This window comes from Halomonas sp. MS1, from assembly GCF_024182575.1.
Taxonomy (GTDB): domain Bacteria; phylum Pseudomonadota; class Gammaproteobacteria; order Pseudomonadales; family Halomonadaceae; genus Vreelandella.
Genome location: NZ_CP098926.1, coordinates 2,848,559 through 2,868,349, shown reverse-complemented (window position 1 = coordinate 2,868,349; position 19,791 = coordinate 2,848,559). Strand labels below are relative to the sequence as shown.

Genomic DNA, 19,791 nt, shown 5'->3' with positions numbered 1-19,791 from the left:
CCACCTAGGGCTTGCGTCGGATCAGTTTAATCGACCGGCACTTTCAACATCGGGTACAAATGGCGCACTTGCAAGGCCCATCGCTAATTTTTTTCAACGCTTTCAGTCAGCAGCTTCGATATCACACATTAAAGGATGCTCGCATTCGCGGGCATATTCATTGACTTGGTAACTTTTCGTTTCTGCAATATCCCGCGTAAAGATACCGCACGTCGCTTTACCTTGGGTATGCACCGCAAGCATGACCTGGACCGCTTGCTCACTATCCATATTAAAAAATTCCTGTAATACCTCAACAACGAACTCCATCGGTGTGAAATCATCATTGTGAAGTATCACTTTGTACAACGGCGGCCGAGCAAGCTCTGGCTCAGCCGGCTGAACGGCTAGGTCATCATCATATTCAGGCGCATCTGGCCGAGTCATTCCTGCGTGCAGGATAGCCATGACGCATAGGCTGTCTGTAGTAGGCATAAGCAGCAAGGGTTATCGTCTCTTAGCTGGCAAGTGGTGTCTTACGGCGCTTGAATCATCCATCCTAGCTTGAAATGCACTAACATTAACTGCGCTAGATTTGATCACTCTGATTTTGCTCTCCAAAGTAAGACGCCCGTTACCAGCAAGGGTTCATGGAAAATACAAAAACTAGCATACTAAATAAGACAAAAAACCCTCGCCCACCAAAGCGGGCGAGGGATATCACAGCGTTTTCATGCGTATTGCCCAGCGGCAGCGCAGACTACTGGTGATTTAAGTCTTAATCGTTTGCGACCATAGCAAGGGCTTCATTGAGCGTCTTACTCGGGCGCATGACTTGACTAGCTACTTCCCCATTCGGGTGGTAATAGCCTTTAAGGTCAACAGACTGGCCTTGCACGCCATTCAGCTCGTCAATGATCGTAGCTTCATTGGCTTTCAGCGTTTCTACCAAACGGGCAAAGCGCGTTTTTAGTTCAGCGTCTTCATCCTGAGCTGCCAATGCTTCTGCCCAATAGAGCGCTAGATAGAAGTGGCTTCCTCGGTTATCAAGCTCACCCACTTTGCGCGAAGGTGATTTATTGCTCTCAAGGAACTTGCCGTTAGCTTCATCCAACGCTTTCGCCAGCAACTTAGCACGGTCATTGCCAAAACGTTTGGCGAGGTGTTCCAAAGAAGCAACCAGCGCCAGGAACTCGCCAAGGCTGTCCCAACGTAGGTGGTTCTCTTCAAGCAACTGCTGAACGTGCTTAGGCGCGGAACCACCGGCCCCCGTTTCAAACAGGCCGCCGCCATCCATCAACGGCACGATAGAAAGCATTTTGGCACTAGTGCCCAATTCAAGAATCGGGAATAGGTCTGTCAGGTAATCGCGGAGAATGTTGCCCGTCACCGAGATCGTATCGAGACCACGAATCACGCGCTCAAGGGTGTAACGCATCGCCCGAACCTGAGACATGATATGAATTTCGAGGCCATCAGTATCGTGATCTTTGAGGTACGTTTTGACCTTTTTGATCAGCTCATTCTCGTGCGGACGGTAAGGATCAAGCCAGAACACCGTCGGCATACCAGAATCACGGCAGCGCTCAACCGCCAACTTCACCCAGTCGCGAATCGGCGCGTCTTTGACCTGACACATACGCCAGATATCGCCCTGCTCCACCGTCTGTGACAGCAGTACTTCACCCGTGTCCAGGTCAGTGATGTTGGCAACACCATCCGCAGGCACTTCGAAGGTCTTATCATGTGAGCCGTACTCTTCGGCTTTTTGCGCCATCAAACCAACATTGGGAACAGTACCCATTGTGGCCGGATCAAACGCGCCGTGCCACTTACAGAAGTTGATCATTTCCTGATAGATACGCGCGAACGTTGACTCAGGCATGACGGCTTTGACGTCCTTGAGACGACCATCAGCGCCGTACATCTTACCGCCAGCGCGAATCATTGCAGGCATCGAAGCATCGACAATCACATCGCTGGGTGAGTGGAAGTTGGTGATGCCGCGAGCCGAATCAACCATTGCCAGTTCTGGGCGCTTGTCATGGCACGCATGTAGGTCACTAATGACTTCATCACGCTGGGATTCTGGCAAGGTCGCAATTTTATCGTAGAGGTTAGCGATGCCGTTGTTAACATCGACACCCAGCTCTTTGAAGAGCTCACCGTGCTTCTCAAAGGCGTCCTTGTAGAAAATTTTGACGCAGTGCCCGAACACGATGGGGTGCGAGACCTTCATCATCGTCGCTTTTACGTGTAATGAGAACATCACACCGGTCTTACGCGCATCCTCGATTTCACGCTCGTAAAACTCCAGCAGCGCTTTCTTGCTCATAAACATGCTGTCAATGATTTCGCCTTCCAGCAGCTCGACCCGAGGCTTGAGCACCTTGGTTTCACCGCTGGCAGTGATCAGCTCCATCTTGACGTTGCGGGCGCGATCCAGGGTCATCGACTTCTCGCCATGGTAGAAGTCGCCACTATGCATGTGCGAAACATGGGTACGCGACGCCTGGCTCCACTCCCCCATAGAATGCGGGTACTTGCGGGCGTACTCTTTCACGGCCTTCGGTGCGCGGCGATCAGAGTTACCTTCACGCAATACGGGGTTAACTGCGCTGCCTTTCACTTTGTCATAGCGCGCTTTGATATCTTTCTCTTCATCGCTGCTTGGGTCATCCGGATACTCGGGCAGCTTGTAACCTTGTTCTTGCAGCTCTTTGATCACCGCCCGCAGCTGCGGCATAGAGGCGCTGATATTCGGTAATTTGATGATATTGGCTTCAGGAACCTTGGCCAGCGCACCTAATTCGGCCAGGTGGTCTTCGATACGCTGCTCTTCAGTCAAGTAGTCGGGAAATAAAGAGAGAACGCGAGCCGCCAGGGAAATATCCCGGGTTTCCACCTCGATACCCGCAGCGTCGGTGAAAGCGTCAATAATCGGTAGCAAAGAGTATGTCGCGAGCGCAGGCGCTTCGTCGGTGAGCGTGTAAATGATCTTCGGCGTTTTAGACATTTTGCGTTAACCTCTTTTTTCTATCGCTGTGATTATAGAGATCCTGAGCGACGCGACTTCTTCAACGAGAGACCATGCCGCGAAGCAGGCGGGGCCATTTTATTTGGCTTTCCCGGTTATCAATCGGTGGTTTTTACGGTGGTTATTTCAGTGGAAATTACGACAACTCCAGCACGACATAAACGCTATTCAAAGGCGACTTTTCAAGAACTGCCTTTGAAAGATTAGCCTCAAAGTATACCAGCGCTGCATTTTAATCGCATGAGAGATTGTCGACAAATCAAGGGCACCCTTCTAAAGAGATTATGAGCACTTTATATTTACTGCATAAACCCTATCGTATGCTCTCTCAGTTTACCGACAAACAAGGCCGCGCCACATTAGCCGATGTTATAGATGTGCCTGGCGTGTACGCCGCAGGGCGGCTTGATTATGACTCTGAGGGTCTGCTGTTATTAAGTGATGACGGCAGTCTCATTCACCGTATCGCCCACCCACGTCACAAGCAGCCCAAAACTTACTGGGTGCAGCTCGAAGGGCAGATTAATGATGAGGCGATTAACGCCCTGAAAAACGGTGTCATCTTGAAAGATGGCCCAACCCAGCCAGCAAAAGCCCGGCGCATTGAGCCACCTGCCATTGCACTACGCGACCCAAGGATTGACCCTAAGCGCCACCCCACCACCAGCTGGTTAGAGTTAACAATCAGCGAAGGCCGCAACCGCCAAGTACGGCGCATGACCGCCCATGTAGGGTTTCCTACGTTGAGATTGATACGCGCGGCGATTGGCACATGGCAACTTGGCGACTTGGCCCCAGGCGAGTGGCGCAAACAAACACTACACGCTCCACGCCCCACTAAAGCGCCAAAGCGCAGCGGCGCACCTCAGCACAGGCACTCCAAATGAGCAGTGAGATGATAAAAAATGCCATCATCAGAAGTACCGTTGCCTGCGTGATTCAGCGCAATGACCACTTTTTGATGGTGGAAGAAGCCCGCGGCGGTAGGCAAACCGTGTTCAACCAACCGGCAGGACATGTAGAGCCAGGCGAAGGCCCAATGGCAGCCATCTTGCGTGAAGTGCAAGAAGAAACTGCTTGGCAGGTGACGCTAACCGACTACTTAGGTCTTTATATCTTCCACACGCCAGAAGGCCTTACCTTTCATAGCCATGGTTTTATAGCCACACCAGACGTCATGCTCTCGTCCCCCATTGATAGCGACATCACTGCCACTCACTGGCTCACATTGAATGACATCAAAGCCCTCGGCAATGCCGGTCGGCTGCGCAGCCCCCTGGTGCTTAAACGGATCGAAAACGCCATTAACGGCCAATGTTATCCCCTGACCGTGATTCATGAGTGAAGCACTCGAAGCACCAAGCCTCCATCGTGTATAATCAGCATCCAATTGCACACCACTTCAACTGAGGATGCCAATGACATCCACCCATGGCACGTCTATTCCTGAAGCGCCCGAGACCCAAAAAGTAATTGTTGGCATGTCGGGCGGCGTTGATTCATCGGTTTCTGCTCTCCTTCTACTCCAACAAGGGTATGAGGTTGAGGGCCTGTTTATGAAGAATTGGGATGAAGACGACGGCACCGAATACTGCACGGCAAAAGAAGATCTTGCCGATGCAGAGGCTGTGTGTGAGAAGCTGGGCATCAAATTGCATACGGCCAATTTCGCATCCGAGTATTGGGATAACGTCTTCGAGCATTTTTTAGCCGAATATAAAGCGGGCAGAACGCCCAATCCCGATATCCTGTGCAACCGAGAGATCAAGTTTAAGGTCTTTCTAGACTACGCTGAAATGCTAGGCGCCGATAAAATCGCAACCGGGCATTATGTTCGACAAGGGGTTCGCGGAGGACGCCCGCGCCTGTTAAAAGGTGTGGATAGCAATAAAGATCAAAGCTATTTCCTGCATGCGGTGCCTGAAGCAGCGATTGCGCGCACCCTGTTTCCTGTTGGTGAGCTTGAAAAACCTGTCGTTAGAGCCTTGGCTGAACAACACGATCTTATTACCGCCAAGAAAAAAGACTCTACTGGTATTTGCTTTATCGGCGAGCGCCGCTTCCGCGACTTTTTGCAGCAATACCTGCCCGCACAACCCGGCAATATTGAAACGCCCGAAGGCGATGTCATTGGCAAGCATATGGGACTGATGTACTACACCCTGGGGCAGCGCCAAGGGTTAGGCATTGGTGGTCTCGCCAACTATTCGGAAGACCCATGGTACGTAGTGGCCAAAGACCTTGAGCGTAATGTATTGATTGTCGTCCAAGGCAAGCATCACCCACTGCTGTTCACCAATGCGTTGGCCACTGAAGCCATGGACTGGGTAGCAGGTGAACCGCCTGCCGCACAGGGCCGTTACACCGCCAAAACCCGCTATCGTCAAAGTGATTGCCCATGCGAAATCCATACACTGCCCGACGGCACTGTTGAGGTGGTGTTTGATGATCCTCAGTGGGCGGTCACACCAGGCCAGTCATTGGTACTTTATGATGGTGAAATTTGCTTAGGCGGCGGTGTTATTCGCGCCACTTGGAATACCACGGAGACCGCTGCATGAGCGCTACCCCTATTCATCGCGCGCCGGAGTCTCAAGCCGCTCGCCAAGCACTGGCGCTGGCTGGCGTTTTTCAATCCGCGAGTTTGGTAGATGAACTCGCGCGTACTGGACAAGTAGACCCTCGCGCCTGGGAAACACTCATCAATGCAACCGTGGACACCAACCCGGAAAGCTTTGAAGCTATTTATGGTGGCCATCCCAACAATTTACGCCGCGGATTAGAAACACTCGAAGCCCTTGTTGGCCGCAAACAAGCCAACCCTGTGGTTCTCCGCTACGGTTTTTCGCTGCTACTGTTAATGAATAAACTGCGCACTGACCGCCATATGATGGATTTACTTGGTCAAAAGCTGTCCCACGTACAGGGGCAGGCAGAGCACTTCGGCAGCACTCATGAAAATGTGATCGCAAGCCTGGGCGATGCCTACCAAGAAACCATTTCGACGTTCAAAACCCGCATCGTGGTTCAGGGCGACCCCTCTTTACTGCAGACTCGCATGATGCCCGAGCGGGTGCGCGCCTGTTTGATGGCGGGTATCCGTTTTGCGCTGCTATGGCACCAACAAGGCGGCCGTCGCTGGAAGCTTGTCTTCCAGCGTAAAGCATTGAGGCGCGCGCTTGATAGCCTTGGCTAACGCGCCCAAAGATCATCTAGGCACTTCGCGCCATTTCTTTTCGATATTTTGCTGTTCGAACCATTGACTTCAGACCACCTTGGAAACCAAGCCATGCAACTCTCTGCTTTGACCGCCCTCTCCCCCGTTGACGGACGCTACGGCGCAAAAGCCGCCGCACTACGGGAACACTTCAGCGAATTCGGTCTTATCCGTGCGCGCGTGATTGTGGAAGTGCGCTGGCTGCAGCGCCTTGCTGACCACAGCCAAATTGTCGAAGTACCACCGCTGTCAGTGGAAGCGACGGCTTTTCTTGAACAGTTAATTCGTGACTTTTCTGTCGAAGATGCCGAACGCATTAAAGAAATAGAGCGCACCACCAACCACGATGTCAAAGCGGTTGAGTATTTCTTAAAAGAGAAGATTGCGGGGCAACCCGAGCTCAACGCGGTCACTGAGTTTATCCACTTCGCTTGCACCAGCGAAGACATCAACAACCTTTCCTACGGCGTTATGCTGGCAGATGGTCTAAAAGCCACTCTACCTACCTTGCATGAAGTCGCCGATGAGATCGCCAAACTGGCCATTGCCCATGCGGCTCAACCGATGCTTTCGCGCACCCATGGGCAAACCGCCAGCCCCACAACGTTAGGCAAGGAAATGGCCAACGTGGCCTACCGGCTTAAGCGCCAGCTCAAACAAATCGAACGCGTTGAGATTTTGGGTAAAATTAACGGCGCTGTAGGTAACTACAATGCCCACCTGACAACCTACCCAGACATTGACTGGGAAGCCAACGCACTCACCTTTGTGGAAGGCTTAGGACTAAGCTTCAACCCCTACACCACACAGATTGAGCCCCACGACTACATTGCCGAGCTTTTCGATGCAGTTTGCCGCTTCAACACTATTTTGATCGACTTTGATCGCGACGTATGGGGCTATATTTCGCTGGGCTACTTTAAACAGCGCACTGTCGAAGGCGAAATTGGCTCATCGACCATGCCGCATAAAGTTAACCCAATTGACTTTGAAAACTCGGAAGGCAACCTTGGGCTGGCCAATGCCGTGCTTAATCACTTGGCCCAGAAACTACCGATTTCACGCTGGCAGCGCGACCTGACGGATTCCACTGTGTTGCGCAACCTAGGCGTTGGCTTGGCTTACGGCCTGATTGGCTATCACGCTAGCCTCAAGGGTATCAGCAAGCTTGAAGCAAATCCTGAGCGCCTCGCTGAAGACCTGGATAACAGCTGGGAAGTATTGGCTGAGCCAATTCAAACGGTCATGCGTCGCTACGGCATCGAAAAGCCCTACGAAAAGCTTAAAGAATTAACCCGCGGCAAACGTATTGACCAAGCAGGGTTTGCCGCTTTTATTGATACGCTAGAGCTACCCGAGTCGGTTAAAAATGAGCTGAAGGCCCTCTCTCCTGCCAGCTATATTGGTAATGCAAAGGCTCAAGCCGAAGCACTTAACCAGCGGCTTGCTGCACTCTAAACGACGCACTGCGCCCTTAGTCAGGCGCAGCGCTCATTTGAACTAGGATAACGCCATGAGCCAACACGATAAGCCACTCACATTGCTGGGCGATTTAACGCCCGAAGACTTCTTGGCCAATTACTGGCAGCAGAAGCCGCTGCTGATTCGTGGCGCTATCCCCGACTTTATTAGCCCCATCGACCCCGATGAGCTAGCCGGGCTTGCCTGCGAACCCGGTGTAGAAGCGCGCCTTGTGGAAGAAAACGGGCCTGATGGCCCCTGGCAGGTTTCCCACGGCCCGTTTGACGACGCAACCTTTGAGCGCTTGCCGGAAGGCAACTGGAGCCTCCTGGTTCAAGCCGTCGATCACTACGTACCGTCTATCGCCGCACTAATGGATGAATTTGATTTCCTTCCCCGTTGGCGGTTGGACGACATCATGGTCAGCTATGCGCCGCCCGGTGGTAGCGTCGGCCCACATATCGACCAATACGATGTTTTCCTGTTACAGGCTAGCGGCCACCGACGTTGGCAACTAGGCGGTAAGCAGCCAGACAACGCGCCCATTATCCAAGGTATCGATCTACGTATTCTTGAAACCTTTGAGATTGAAGCTGACTCTGACTGGACGCTATCACCGGGCGATATGCTGTATCTCCCCCCTGGCTGGGCGCACCACGGCGTTAGTCAAACCGACGACTGCATGACTGTTTCGGTAGGGTTTAGGGCACCCTCAGCGGATGAAGCCATCACATCCTACGCCGACTATCTAGGAGAGCAGCTCTCTGACTCCCACCGCTATAGCGATGCCGGCATGTCTCCTGCAAGCCAAGTGGGTGAACTAGATGATGCGGCCGTTGAACGTATGCGCCAGTTCGTACTCTCCACCTTGGACAATCCTGAGCAAATAGCCCAGTGGTTTGGTCGCGTCATGACACAACCAAAATACATTGACCAAGTAGCGCCCCTTGAAGTGCCAATGACGGAAGCTGACCTTGTTGCGCAACTACAACACGGTGAACCACTGTTTCATATGCCGGGTTCCCGCGTTGCTTGGCGAAGCGATGCCAACGGCACCACGCTCTTTGTCGACGGCGACGGACACTCCTGTTCAACTGAGTTAGCCAAGCGGCTTGCCGACCCATCGCCTATGTATGAAGACGTACTTGCCATTGATGGGGCAGCAGCGCTGATAACACAGTTAGTAAACACCGGAAGCCTAGGCTTTATGGGCGAAGAGGATGATGAGGAGTAGCTAGCGGTGTCGACGACAACCATTATTAACGGTGATTGGAGTACGCTAAAGGATATAGCTTCCAAAATCCGCCGCGTGGTGTTTATCGAAGAGCAGTGCGTGCCTCAAGAGGAGGAGTGGGATGGCCGTGACGAGGAGTGCAGCCACTTCATTGCCTATCTTGAAGATCAGCCAGTGGGGACTGCGCGACTGCTGCCCGACGGCCATATTGGGCGCGTCGCGGTACTCGATAGCGCGCGTGGCGCTGGCATTGGCTATCAACTCATGGAAGCAGCCATTCAGGCTGCTCGAGAAGCAGGCCATACCCATGTAGCGCTGAGCGCTCAATTGCACGCCCTCGCCTTTTACCAACGCTTGGGATTTGTGGCGCATGGTGGCACCTTTATGGATGCCGGAATACCTCACCGGGAAATGCTGCTAACGCTGTAGTTGCTTTTTTTGACTACGATTGTGATCAATCAATGAGAGCGCCACTGCTATGTGGCGCTTTTTTTTGCTCCATTTTCAGCCCACCTGACGAAAAACGACTACACAAACAGAGCGTTTCAGCACGCTCCTGTAGTTGAACTACAACCCCTTCTGCCCCCAAGTGACAATTGTTGAACCTGCCGTTCTCGTTGATAGTTATTGCACCGCAGCGTTATGGCGCAACATCGAAGTTAGCCAAACAGGAAACGCTGTAACCGACGTTTAAATAAGCGTCTCCACAATGATGACTCTTCGATGCGACGTTTGACTAAGAGACGTTTTGCTCAGAGACAATTGGCGTAGAGACAGCGCGTTAAATTTCGATAATGCTGAACACATCTTCGCAGGTGCAGCATAAGAATAAGCTAACTTGCGAAATAGCTATCATGACCCCGGAGGAAACAGCTTATGTCAGGACTGCTCGACGATATCAAAGCAATGGCCCAACTGCGCGAAGCTCAAGGCGGCAAATGGGAAGCGATCAAACCTGAATACGCTGCACGCATGCGTGCTCAGAACCGTTTTCATACCGGTTTGGATATTGCACGCTACACTGCAAAAATTATGCGTGACGATATGGCGGCCTACGACGCTGACACGTCTAAGTACACGCAGTCTCTGGGGTGCTGGCACGGTTTTATTGGCCAACAAAAACTGATTTCCATTAAAAAGCACTTTGGCACGACTAAACGCAGTTACCTCTACCTGTCAGGCTGGATGGTAGCCGCCTTACGCTCCGAGTTCGGCCCACTGCCCGATCAGTCCATGCATGAAAAAACATCCGTCGCTGATCTGATCGAAGAGCTGTACACCTTCCTGAAGCAGGCAGATGCTTGGGAGCTTAACCACCTGTTCCGTGCCTTGGATGAGGCCAAAGAAGCAGGCGACAGCGCTCAAGAGCAAGAGCTGATCAGCAAAATCGATAACTACGAGACGCATATCGTACCGATCATTGCTGATATCGATGCCGGTTTTGGTAACGCTGAAGCGACTTACCTGCTGGCCAAGAAATTCATCCAAGCGGGCGCTTGCTGTATCCAGCTTGAAAACCAAGTTTCCGATGAGAAGCAGTGTGGCCACCAGGATGGTAAAGTCACCGTTCCCCACGAAGACTTCCTAGCCAAAATCAATGCAGTGCGTTATGCCTTCCTTGAGCTCGGCATCGAAGATGGCGTTATCGTAGCGCGTACTGACTCGCTAGGCGCAGGCTTAACCCAGAAAATCGCAGTGACTAACGAACCTGGCGATCTAGGCGACCAGTACAACAGCTTCTTAGATGGCGATGTCATCGAAAATGCTGGCGACATCAATAATGGTGACGTGGTTATCAAACAAAACGGTAAGCTTGTTAAGCCGAAGCGTTTAGCGTCAGGCCTCTACCAGTTCAAACCGGGCACCGGCGAAGACCGCGTTGTGCTTGACTGTATCACCAGCCTGCAAAACGGTGCTGACCTGCTGTGGATTGAGACCGAGAAGCCCCACGTCGGCCAAATTGCCAGCATGGTTAACCGCATCCGCGCCGTCGTGCCCGACGCCAAGCTGGTTTACAACAACTCACCGTCATTTAACTGGACGCTGAACTTCCGCCAGCAAGTATTTGATGCCTGGGAAAAAGAAGGCAAAGATGTTTCCGCTTACCAGCGTGACAAGCTAATGGGTGTTGAATACGACAACACTGAGCTTGGTCAGCTAGCGGATGAGTGGACACGTAACTTCCAACGCGATGGCGCTCGTGAAGCCGGTATTTTCCACCACCTGATCACGCTGCCAACTTACCACACAGCGGCACTATCGACTGACAACCTGGCTAAAGGCTACTTCGGTGATGAAGGCATGCTGGCCTACGTCGCAGGGGTACAGCGTCAGGAGATTCGTCAAGGCATCGCTACCGTAAGACACCAGGACATGGCTGGCTCTAATATTGGCGACGACCATAAAGAGTTTTTCCACGGCGACGCGGCACTTAAAGCCGGTGGTAAAGACAACACCATGAACCAGTTCGGCTAATCATTTAATTAGCACGACACAACAGGGGGCTTAGGCTCCCTGTTTTTTTATAAGCTAGCCTTACAACATCCCTCTCCTGATCAAGCATCGTAGTCACTTTTACACATTGCTTTCTTAATACTTGTCTACACTTTAATCCATGATCTTTCCTGTTGATGGCTAGTCAAAACTAGTCGCTTAGGTTATCTTTGGCGAACGCTGTTCTATAACTAGCTTACGTATTACCCCCGTTGCGGCTTAGCAGCCATGCGGGTCAAGACACACTGGAGGTTTGAATGAAACGTTTACTACCTATTGCAGCATTGAGCATTCTCACGCTGGCAGGTTGTGCCAACACTGCGCCTTATTCAGGTGATGTATACCGTGGCAATCAAGCGCAAACAGGCCAAAGCGTGACCTATGGCACCATCGTGGCGGTCCGTCCTGTACAAATCCAGGCAGACAGCCGTACAGGCAACCTGTTGGGCGGCGGTGGCGGTGCTGTCATCGGCGGCCTGCTGGGTAGTCAAGTTGGTGGTGGCTCTGGTCGTCAACTAGCAACCGTTGCAGGCGCATTAGGTGGCGCAATTGCCGGTACCGCAGCAGAAGACCGCGCTAACCGCATTAATGCGTTGGAAATGGAAATTCGTCGCGACGACGGCACAGATGTGATCGTGGTTCAAAGCGCAGACCGTCAATATCAAGCAGGCCAGCGTGTTCGCCTGATCGGTAGCGGCGCTAACTTAAGCGTAGCTCCTTACTAAGTTCGTCTTACCAAACGCTTCCTAGCCAGTAACACAGGTAGCGCCGTAATAGAAAAATGCCCGACCAAGCCTACTTGGTCGGGCATTTTTGTCGCCTTCGTTAATGGCTAACAAGGCATAAGTTAGTGAGCTACTTTATTGCTCGCCCAGCTTGCCAGCTTTGCGATTACCAAACCAATAATGGTCAACAGGATAACGACCAGAAGAATATCGACTGGACGAATCAACGTTGTAGCACCCAACACGGCTAATGCTGCCACCCATAAATAGCGGTTGTCGCCATGTGTTTTTAATACCTCAGGCAGCATTTTATCCAGCCCCTGACTGACACTGCTATCCCAGCGTTTGTTCGCAAAGTAGGCAATTAGCACAAAGGCGATAACCCAAATCAAGAAAATCGTCATAACCAGCTCCAGTGAATGTTGTCTAAAGGGGGAAAAGAAGTTGTCGTAGGGTATCCCCGGTTACCCCGTGGCGCAATAGCGCCAAAGGAGTGGGAGGAGGAAAAAGCCTGTTTACCCCCTGACAAGCAAGCTCTCACGCGTTACCATGTTGGGACATGCACTCACCGAAAGGTTATTAAATGCAAATTGCGCAAAACTCGGTTGTCGCGTTCCACTACACCCTGACCAATGATGCAGGTGAAGTGCTAGACAGTTCCGAAGGCCGTGAGCCGCTGACGTATCTACACGGCGCTGGCAACATTATTCCGGGTCTGGAAAAAGAGCTCGAAGGCCGTGCCGAAGGCGATAAGCTGAACGTAAAAGTAACCCCAGAAGAGGGCTACGGTGAAGTTCAAGAACAGCTGATGCAAGAAGTACCTCGCGATGCGTTCCAAGGCGTTGAAAGCATTGAGCCGGGCATGCAGTTCCAAGCCCAGACTCAAGGCGGCCCGCTGATGGTTACCGTCAAGAAAGTTGAAGGCGATACTGTTGTAGTTGATGGCAACCACCCGCTGGCTGGCCAACATCTTAACTTCGATGTTGAGATTGCAACCGTTCGTGAAGCAAGCCAGGAAGAAGTCGAGCACGGTCATGTGCACGGCGAAGGCGGCGTAGAGCACTAAGTTGCTTAACGCGTGCTTATAGGGCGGCCTAGGGCCGCCCTTTTTAATGGGCGCTCCCCCGCTTTACTCCTCAGGGATAATCACCAACTGTCCATAGCGCACGCTACGTGATGATGTCACTTCATCAGAAAACTGCTTCAACGCGCTGCCCTGCCCCTTTAATAACGCCACTTCCAGACAGCTATCATGATTAATATGCACATGAAGCGTCGATAGCGTTAGATCATGATGATCATGAGAGTGTCGGGTTAAGCGTTTCGATAAGTCTCGCGCCGCATGATCGTACACATAGACAAGCGCGCCCATACACGGCGCTTCGGGCGCAACCTCCTCTTTGGCCTGCTTTAACCCACTGCGTGTTAAATCGCGTATCGCTTCTGAGCGGTTTTGGTAGCCGCGCGCATGCATCAATGCATCGACCTCGCTCAGCAGTTCCTCATCCAGCGTTACCGTTACCCGTTGCATATTCTCTCCTAAACTAACGCCGCAAGCGCGGTGCTGCCGTGACTTTCAGCCCTTATAGTATGATGTTATTGTAAAAACATCATACGATCGGTTTCTGGGGTGTCTCATGCGTCGTACTATCTTACTGGGTCTGGCGGCTACGTGCGTCGCGTTTAGCTCCCCCGCCATCAGCAAAGAGCAATTGGTGTTGGCAATCGGCGGAGAGCCCGAGCAGGGATTCGACCCACTGCTTGGCTGGGGCCAGTACGGTAGTCCGCTTTTTCAATCGACGTTGCTAACCCGCGGACGTGACCTTACACCTGAAGCTGGTTTGGCTACCGCGTGGACACTGTCAGAAGACCGACTCACCTGGATACTCACTCTGCGCGATGACGCTCGCTTTAGTGACGGCACACCGTTGACTGCCAAGGATGTTGCCTACACCTTTAATGCCGCAAAGCAAGCCGGTGGCCGGGCCGATTTAAGCGCACTGAACAACGCCAGCGCCATCGATAACACTACCGTGGAACTGTCTTTAAACGCGCCGCGGATTACCTTTATCGATCAGTTAATGACGCTTGGTATCGTTCCTGACGCTAACAGAGAAAATGGTTATCGCGAAGGGTACGGTAGACAACCGCTGGGCTCAGGCCCTTATCGGCTAGTCGAATGGCAAGAGGGTGAGCAACTAATTGTAGAGCGGAATCCCTATTTCCATGGCCCCATACCGGCCTTTGAACGACTGGTGTTTGTATTTACTGGCGAAGAGTCCACGTTAAGCGCGGCCCATGCTGGGCAGCTCGACCTTGCCGCTGTGCCACCAGCACTAGCCACCAATCTGCCAAGTCATATGCAGCGCATCGTCATGGAAAGCGTCGATAATCGAGGTATTTTGTTTCCTATGCAGCCTGCCGCAGGCGAGCAGGCCGCGTCTGGTGCGCCTATCGGTAACGATGTTACTGCCGATAGTGCGATACGCCGGGCGGTTAATCTTGCCCTTGATCGAAACACCCTCGTTGACGTCGCTCTTAATGGTTTTGGACGCCCCGCCTTTGGCCCAGCCGATGGGCTACCCTGGAGCCTGGATGACGAAGCCTTTGCAGCGCCCGACAGTGACCGTGCCAATGCGCTACTCGATGCAGCAGGCTGGGAGCGCCATGCCGACGGGCTACGCTATAAAAACGGCCAGCCCGCCCGTTTTCGCTTGACCTACCCTGCCAGCGACACCACTCGCCAACTGCTCGCCCAGGTAAGCGCCGAGATGGTACGCCCGCTGGGCATTGAGATGCAGCCGACAGGCCGCCACTGGGACGAAATACAGCGTGAAGCACTGCACCAAGACGCCATCGTCTTCGGCTTTGGCAGCCACAGCCCACAAGAGGTGTACTACCTGTTTCATAGCCAGCACGCGGGGTTTGGCTTCTATAACAGTGGCTACTACTCAAACGCGACGGTGGATGGCCACCTAGAAGCTGCTCAAGCGGCCGCAGGGGCAGAAGAAGCTAACCGCCACTGGCAAGCCGCCCAGTGGGATGGCAATACGGGCTATGGCTTTAGGGGCGATACTAGCTGGGCATGGATGGTTAACCTAGCCCATGTATATGCAGCCAATTCCTGCCTGGACCTTGGGGAATTAGGCATTGCGCCTCACGGCCACGGCTGGCCGATTACCGCCAACCTGCTTGAATGGCGCTGGACGTGCGATTGATTAAGACACTGGCAAGCCGCTTAGTACGGCTAGCATTGGTATTGCTGTGCGTCGCTATAGTGACGTTTGGGTTAGTCATGCTCTCGCCTATTGACCCTGTGGATGCCTATCTTGGCCCTCAAATGGCACAGGTAAGCCCCGAACAGCGCGCCCTAATCGCTGAAAGGTGGGGCTTTGATGCCTCGCCTGCCGTTCAATTTGGTCATTGGCTAAGCCAATTGCTAAGTGGCGAGTTAGGCTGGAGTCATATCTACAATCAACCGGTTAGCGAAGTTATCAATCAGCGTTTCCAACGCTCTTTTATCTTGCTGGGTAGCGCTTGGCTAATGTCGTTGCTTGTTGGCTTTGCGCTGGGCGTCATCGCCGGTGCGAAAGAAGGCTCACCACTCGACCGGCTGATTAGTGGCTACGCCTATGTCACCGCCTCAACGCCTGCTTTTTGGCTTGGCATGCTGGCAGTGCTGCTATTCTCCGTTTATCTCGGCTGGACCCCGACCTGCTGCGCCGGGCCGGTGGGCGTACTCAACCAAGACGTTAGCATGCTGACTCGATTGCACCACTTAGTACTCCCAATGATGACACTGGCCCTGCTAGGCATCGCCACCATCACCCTTCACACCCGCGCACGCATGATAGCGCTGATGAACTCCGACATCGCCCTTCACGCTTTTGCCCAGGGAGCCAGCCGATCAGATATCGCCTGGCGTCATGGCCTACGTCATGCCAGCCTCCCGGCACTAACGCTCGCTTTTGCTTCGCTGGGAGAGTTGTTTGGCGGCTCAATACTAATTGAGCAAGTATTTGCCTACCCCGGCCTTGGGCAAGCCACTGTTGAAGCAGGACTACGTAGTGACGTCCCCCTACTGCTTGGGATAGCGCTGTTTACCGCGCTGTTTGTCAGTGTCGGCAATCTGATCGCAGATAGCCTGTATCCACTTATCGATCCACGCATGGCACAGGAACAGCCATGAGAATGATCCAACCACGCTTAGCCGCCGCTGGCTATATTGGCCTTCTACTCATAGTGTTAGTTTTGCTGATTAGTAGCCCATGGTGGGCAGGTCATAGCGCGGCACAAATGCAGTTTGATGCGCGCCTTATGCCACCGAGCACCAGCCATTGGCTAGGCACCGACGCTTTGGGACGCGAGCTATGGTCGCGAACACTGGCTGGGTTAAGGCTCAGCTTTTGGGTAGGACTAAGCGCTGCGCTACTCGGCACACTCATTGCGTTAACGCTTGCGACGCTGGCGACACTTTCAACCACGTTAGATGCGCTCGTTAGCCTGCTGATTGACACGCTGCTAAGCGTACCGCATCTGATATTACTACTACTGTTAGCCTTTGCTTTAGGTGGTGGTACACAGGCAGTGATTATTGCCGTGGCGCTTACCCATTGGCCAAGTTTAGCCAGGATACTGCGAGCGGAGCTCTTTTCGCTACGCCATGCCCCCTATGTCGCTATTTCCCAGGCACTAGGAAAAAGCCGCTGTTTTATTTTAGTACACCACTTACTCCCCCATTTAATTCCCCAGTGCATTGTTGGCGCACTGTTGTTGTTTCCTCACGCCATTCTGCATGAAGCCGCACTGACTTTTCTGGGCGTAGGTTTAGACCCAACCCAACCCGCTATCGGGGTATTACTCGCCGATGCCATGCGCTACTTAACCGGGGGCTTTTGGTGGTTAGGGGTATTCCCAGGCCTAGGGCTACTGCTGATGGTGCTATCGATTGATCGTTTAGCGGTGCAATTGCGTCGCGCTCTATAACGGGAGGAAGCTAGCATGCTGAATATAGAAAACCTGACGCTGCAATTGCCCTACTACAAGCACTGGTGGCGACGAGAGTGGACCACCTGCGTTGATAACCTGTCGTTAAGCATACAACCCGGTGAAGTACATGCCGTCATTGGCGCATCCGGCGCCGGAAAAAGCCTGCTAGCCTATACGATTATGGGGTTACTGCCGGAAGCGGCAAAAACCAGTGGCCAGCTATTTTTTAAAGACACGCCATTGACCACTGAGCGCCAGCGCCAGCTAAGAGGCCGCCAGCTGGCCCTCATTCCGCAATCGCTCAATGCCCTAGACCCCCTCGCGAGTAGTCAACGCCAAGTCAGTTGGGCGGCTCGCCGGGCAGGGCAAAGCAAAACCGTCGCTTGGCGCAGCGCAGAGCGCACACTCAATCATTATCAGCTCAACCATCACGCCCAGCGGGCATACCCCCACCAGCTTTCAGGCGGCATGGCGCGGCGTGTTTTAGCCGCCATGGCCCAAATCGGCAACGCCAGCCTAATTATTGCCGACGAACCAAGCGTAGGTTTGGACCCTCAACAGCGCGATCGTGTATTGGCCTCTCTAAAGGCGCTCGCGCTTGAGGGGAAGGCCATCATGCTAATTACCCACGATTTGCGCCATGCGTTACCCATAGCCAACCATGTAACGATACTGCGCCAGGGAAAGTGCATTGAAGCCACCCCTGCCATTGCCTTTCAAGGCAATGGGGAACAGCTTAAAAGCACCTATGCCTGCGCACTATGGAATGCTCTGCCCGACAACACCTTTAGTACTCAGGTGCGTGCTAACGAAAGCGCCACCCATGCTGATGCCATCGACCCGCCTAAGGAGCCAACCATTGCTTGATGCGCAAAAAATCACCTTTGGCTTCCGTTCTCAAGCACCTCTATTAACGCAACTTTCGCTATCACTTGAACGGGGAGAATGGCTGGGGCTAAGCGGTGATTCAGGGGCAGGCAAATCTACGCTGGGAAAACTCTTGGCTGGCTTACTGCGGCAACAACAGGGGGCGATTTATAGCGACGATAAGCCATTACTATCTCGTGGACTGCGGCCGGTACAGTGGCTGCCGCAATCACCGGAGCTTGCCGTCAACCCACGTTGGCGAGTAAAGAAAGTACTCTGCGAGGCATGGTGCCCTTCCGAATCATTAATACAGGACTTTGGCATCCAACCTGATTGGCTATCGCGTTTTCCAACTACCTTATCTGGCGGAGAATTACAGCGGGTATGCGTATTGCGGGCGTTAGCCCCGGGTGTGCGCTATCTGATCGCTGATGAAATCTCAACCATGCTCGATCCCATCACCCAAGTGGAGCTATGGCAGGCAATAAGAAAAGTTGCCGACCGCCACCAACTTGGCGTGTTAGTGATCAGCCATGACGCAGCACTGCTAGCGCGATTGTGTACTCGACGCCTCCATTTAGCCCAAGGTACGCTTAGCGCAGTTCACGACGCTCGAAGCGCCATAAACCAATGCTAATGATTAGCGTGACGCAAAGCAGCAGCCAAGACCCCACCGCTACGCCCTGCCACTGCGCCCAACGCCAAAATGGCTCTAGCCAGAATCCACCAATACTTGCCCCGAGATAGTAAAATACCAAGTACAGCGCTGAGGCACTGCCCCTAGCACCTTGTGCATAGCGACCCACCCAGCTAGAGGCCAGAGAGTGTGCTAAGAAAAAACCAAACGCGTTAATGGTGAGACCAACAATAATCAGCGGCAGAGAATTGGCCAGCGTTACCGCCGTACCTAGCATCAAAATTAAGATGCCCACGCTCATGCAGCTCGCGGGTGAAAAACGTCCGGCTAATCGGCCTGATAGCGTAGAGCCAAGCGTCCCCCCCAGATAGGTCAGAAAAATCAGCCCCAAGCTGCTAGCCGCTAATTGATAAGGCTCACCAGCCAAACGGAACGTGATATAGCTGTACTGATTGATAAAAATAAGAAAGTTAATTCCGCCCAGGCAATAAGCCGCCAACAGCACCGGCGTGCGCAAATGCCCAAGCAGATCACCGGCCGCTTGGCGAAATTTAAAACGCTTGGCTTTAAAGGCTCGACTATTGGGTAGCAGTCGCCAAAAAACTGCGCACCCGATTACCGTCATGATTCCTACCGCTAAAAATGCCGCCGAGGAGCCACCTAAGGTCGCTGCCCCACCGCCTACAATTCGGCCGCTAATACCGCCCAGCGAATTGGCCCCAATATACAGACCAACCGCACTGAGCAAAGCGGGCTTTTCAAACTCATCTCCCATCCATGCAATCGCAACGGCTGGCAACCCGCCCAGCACAAAACCCTGCAGTAAACGCAGCAATAATAAGCTTTCGAACGTAGGTGCAAACGCCAATGCGAGGGAGAGACCGCCTGCTAAGAGCAACGTGATGCGCATAATAGCCTCACGGCCAATCGCATCAGACAGGGGGCCAAATACGAGTAGCGCGAAAGCAAGGGAAAGCGTGGAGGCGGACATCAAAAAACTAACACCTAAGGTAGATACCCCATAGGTGTCCTTCAGCCCGGGGAGCAGCGGTTGCGGGACATATAAGTTGATAAAAACAAGGAACGACCCTAGGCAAAGAGCCGCAGTCGCGCGCCACCAGGCGCGCGTTCTAGCCTCGATCATATGATGTC

Annotated in this window: 20 protein-coding genes; 15 read left to right on the top strand and 5 right to left on the bottom strand. The window is 53.0% G+C overall.

The window, feature by feature from the left end; translation table 11 throughout:
• Positions 1-102: 102 nt before the first annotated feature.
• Positions 103-447: an ATP-dependent Clp protease adapter ClpS gene (gene clpS / locus NF683_RS13010; protein WP_174412716.1), complete on the bottom strand. Its 345-nt coding sequence runs from the start codon at positions 445-447 to the stop codon at positions 103-105.
• Positions 448-757: 310 nt separating this feature from the next.
• Positions 758-2,995 carry an NADP-dependent isocitrate dehydrogenase gene (locus NF683_RS13005; RefSeq protein ID WP_253920194.1) on the bottom strand — a complete coding sequence of 746 codons (2,238 nt, stop codon included), beginning with the start codon at positions 2,993-2,995 and terminating at the stop codon, positions 758-760.
• A 305-nt stretch (positions 2,996-3,300) separates the two neighbouring features.
• Here NF683_RS13005 and NF683_RS13000 point away from each other — a divergent pair, with 305 nt between their 5' ends.
• From NF683_RS13000 to NF683_RS12960, 9 genes are all read left to right on the top strand, one after another.
• Positions 3,301-3,903, top strand: coding sequence for a pseudouridine synthase (locus tag NF683_RS13000; protein ID WP_089038726.1), 603 nt, complete (start codon positions 3,301-3,303; stop codon positions 3,901-3,903).
• Positions 3,904-3,911: 8 nt separating this feature from the next.
• Positions 3,912-4,361, top strand: a complete 450-nt coding sequence (locus NF683_RS12995) for an NUDIX domain-containing protein (RefSeq protein WP_038482525.1) — start codon at positions 3,912-3,914, stop codon at positions 4,359-4,361.
• A 73-nt stretch (positions 4,362-4,434) separates the two neighbouring features.
• Positions 4,435-5,577, top strand: a complete 1,143-nt coding sequence (gene mnmA / locus NF683_RS12990) for a tRNA 2-thiouridine(34) synthase MnmA (RefSeq protein ID WP_089038728.1) — start codon at positions 4,435-4,437, stop codon at positions 5,575-5,577.
• Entirely contained in the window at positions 5,574-6,212 is a 639-nt protein-coding gene (hflD, locus tag NF683_RS12985) for a high frequency lysogenization protein HflD (RefSeq protein WP_125746560.1), read from the top strand. The genes mnmA and hflD overlap by 4 nt, the downstream gene beginning before the upstream one ends.
• Positions 6,213-6,305: 93 nt before the next feature.
• Complete coding sequence (purB, locus tag NF683_RS12980; protein WP_253920193.1) at positions 6,306-7,691, top strand: adenylosuccinate lyase; 1,386 nt, start codon at positions 6,306-6,308, stop codon at positions 7,689-7,691.
• A gap of 55 nt (positions 7,692-7,746) precedes the next feature.
• Positions 7,747-8,928: a cupin domain-containing protein gene (locus tag NF683_RS12975; protein WP_193061614.1), complete on the top strand. Its 1,182-nt coding sequence runs from the start codon at positions 7,747-7,749 to the stop codon at positions 8,926-8,928.
• 6 nt (positions 8,929-8,934) lie between these two features.
• Complete coding sequence (locus NF683_RS12970) at positions 8,935-9,357, top strand: GNAT family N-acetyltransferase (protein ID WP_253920192.1); 423 nt, start codon at positions 8,935-8,937, stop codon at positions 9,355-9,357.
• Positions 9,358-9,804: 447 nt separating this feature from the next.
• A complete protein-coding gene (locus NF683_RS12965; protein ID WP_038482507.1) occupies positions 9,805-11,403 on the top strand; it encodes an isocitrate lyase in 1,599 nt (532 codons plus the stop codon).
• Between the two features lie 275 nt (positions 11,404-11,678).
• On the top strand, positions 11,679-12,146 hold the full coding sequence (locus NF683_RS12960; RefSeq protein ID WP_030070161.1) for an outer membrane lipoprotein: 468 nt from the start codon (positions 11,679-11,681) through the stop codon (positions 12,144-12,146).
• A 122-nt stretch (positions 12,147-12,268) separates the two neighbouring features.
• On the opposite strand, the gene NF683_RS12955 is transcribed toward NF683_RS12960, so the two are convergent.
• Positions 12,269-12,550, bottom strand: a complete 282-nt coding sequence (locus NF683_RS12955) for a hypothetical protein (RefSeq protein ID WP_193061612.1) — start codon at positions 12,548-12,550, stop codon at positions 12,269-12,271.
• Between the two features lie 179 nt (positions 12,551-12,729).
• Here NF683_RS12955 and NF683_RS12950 point away from each other — a divergent pair, with 179 nt between their 5' ends.
• Positions 12,730-13,212, top strand: a complete 483-nt coding sequence (locus tag NF683_RS12950; RefSeq protein WP_009722554.1) for an FKBP-type peptidyl-prolyl cis-trans isomerase — start codon at positions 12,730-12,732, stop codon at positions 13,210-13,212.
• Positions 13,213-13,275: 63 nt separating this feature from the next.
• On the opposite strand, the gene nikR is transcribed toward NF683_RS12950, so the two are convergent.
• The gene (nikR, locus tag NF683_RS12945) at positions 13,276-13,677 is read right to left on the bottom strand and encodes a nickel-responsive transcriptional regulator NikR (RefSeq protein ID WP_038482498.1); all 402 of its coding nucleotides are present in this window, start codon (positions 13,675-13,677) and stop codon (positions 13,276-13,278) included.
• Positions 13,678-13,783: 106 nt separating this feature from the next.
• Here nikR and NF683_RS12940 point away from each other — a divergent pair, with 106 nt between their 5' ends.
• From NF683_RS12940 to NF683_RS12920, 5 genes are read left to right on the top strand one after another with little or no spacing between them, the layout of a single operon-like run.
• Entirely contained in the window at positions 13,784-15,364 is a 1,581-nt protein-coding gene (locus NF683_RS12940; RefSeq protein WP_089038734.1) for an ABC transporter substrate-binding protein, read from the top strand.
• A complete protein-coding gene (locus NF683_RS12935; RefSeq protein ID WP_253920191.1) occupies positions 15,355-16,335 on the top strand; it encodes an ABC transporter permease in 981 nt (326 codons plus the stop codon). Before NF683_RS12940 ends, NF683_RS12935 begins: the two co-directional genes overlap by 10 nt.
• The gene (locus NF683_RS12930) at positions 16,332-17,132 is read left to right on the top strand and encodes an ABC transporter permease (RefSeq protein WP_089038736.1); all 801 of its coding nucleotides are present in this window, start codon (positions 16,332-16,334) and stop codon (positions 17,130-17,132) included. The genes NF683_RS12935 and NF683_RS12930 overlap by 4 nt, the downstream gene beginning before the upstream one ends.
• Positions 17,133-17,147: 15 nt before the next feature.
• On the top strand, positions 17,148-18,002 hold the full coding sequence (locus NF683_RS12925; RefSeq protein WP_089038737.1) for an ATP-binding cassette domain-containing protein: 855 nt from the start codon (positions 17,148-17,150) through the stop codon (positions 18,000-18,002).
• Positions 17,995-18,639, top strand: a complete 645-nt coding sequence (locus NF683_RS12920; protein ID WP_253920190.1) for an ABC transporter ATP-binding protein — start codon at positions 17,995-17,997, stop codon at positions 18,637-18,639. Before NF683_RS12925 ends, NF683_RS12920 begins: the two co-directional genes overlap by 8 nt.
• Here the strand turns inward: NF683_RS12920 and NF683_RS12915 are convergent.
• Positions 18,596-19,783: an MFS transporter gene (locus NF683_RS12915; RefSeq protein WP_089038739.1), complete on the bottom strand. Its 1,188-nt coding sequence runs from the start codon at positions 19,781-19,783 to the stop codon at positions 18,596-18,598. The two genes, NF683_RS12920 and NF683_RS12915, sit on opposite strands and share 44 nt — an antisense overlap.
• Between the last annotated feature and the right edge of the window lie 8 nt (positions 19,784-19,791).

What these genes read in the sequence shown, in the direction of transcription:
- NF683_RS12995 (WP_038482525.1), top strand. Translation starts at nt 3,912, where the DNA reads ATGATAAAAAATGCCATCATCAGAAGTACCGTTGCCTGCGTGATTCAG.
- NF683_RS12925 (WP_089038737.1), top strand. Translation starts at nt 17,148, where the DNA reads ATGCTGAATATAGAAAACCTGACGCTGCAATTGCCCTACTACAAGCAC.
- nikR (WP_038482498.1), bottom strand. Translation starts at nt 13,677, where the DNA reads ATGCAACGGGTAACGGTAACGCTGGATGAGGAACTGCTGAGCGAGGTC.
- NF683_RS12940 (WP_089038734.1), top strand. Translation starts at nt 13,784, where the DNA reads ATGCGTCGTACTATCTTACTGGGTCTGGCGGCTACGTGCGTCGCGTTT.
- NF683_RS12950 (WP_009722554.1), top strand. Translation starts at nt 12,730, where the DNA reads ATGCAAATTGCGCAAAACTCGGTTGTCGCGTTCCACTACACCCTGACC.
- NF683_RS12955 (WP_193061612.1), bottom strand. Translation starts at nt 12,550, where the DNA reads ATGACGATTTTCTTGATTTGGGTTATCGCCTTTGTGCTAATTGCCTAC.
- NF683_RS12930 (WP_089038736.1), top strand. Translation starts at nt 16,332, where the DNA reads ATGAGAATGATCCAACCACGCTTAGCCGCCGCTGGCTATATTGGCCTT.
- NF683_RS12915 (WP_089038739.1), bottom strand. Translation starts at nt 19,783, where the DNA reads ATGATCGAGGCTAGAACGCGCGCCTGGTGGCGCGCGACTGCGGCTCTT.
- NF683_RS13000 (WP_089038726.1), top strand. Translation starts at nt 3,301, where the DNA reads ATGAGCACTTTATATTTACTGCATAAACCCTATCGTATGCTCTCTCAG.
- purB (WP_253920193.1), top strand. Translation starts at nt 6,306, where the DNA reads ATGCAACTCTCTGCTTTGACCGCCCTCTCCCCCGTTGACGGACGCTAC.
- NF683_RS13005 (WP_253920194.1), bottom strand. Translation starts at nt 2,995, where the DNA reads ATGTCTAAAACGCCGAAGATCATTTACACGCTCACCGACGAAGCGCCT.
- clpS (WP_174412716.1), bottom strand. Translation starts at nt 447, where the DNA reads ATGGCTATCCTGCACGCAGGAATGACTCGGCCAGATGCGCCTGAATAT.
- hflD (WP_125746560.1), top strand. Translation starts at nt 5,574, where the DNA reads ATGAGCGCTACCCCTATTCATCGCGCGCCGGAGTCTCAAGCCGCTCGC.
- mnmA (WP_089038728.1), top strand. Translation starts at nt 4,435, where the DNA reads ATGACATCCACCCATGGCACGTCTATTCCTGAAGCGCCCGAGACCCAA.
- NF683_RS12975 (WP_193061614.1), top strand. Translation starts at nt 7,747, where the DNA reads ATGAGCCAACACGATAAGCCACTCACATTGCTGGGCGATTTAACGCCC.
- NF683_RS12960 (WP_030070161.1), top strand. Translation starts at nt 11,679, where the DNA reads ATGAAACGTTTACTACCTATTGCAGCATTGAGCATTCTCACGCTGGCA.
- NF683_RS12965 (WP_038482507.1), top strand. Translation starts at nt 9,805, where the DNA reads ATGTCAGGACTGCTCGACGATATCAAAGCAATGGCCCAACTGCGCGAA.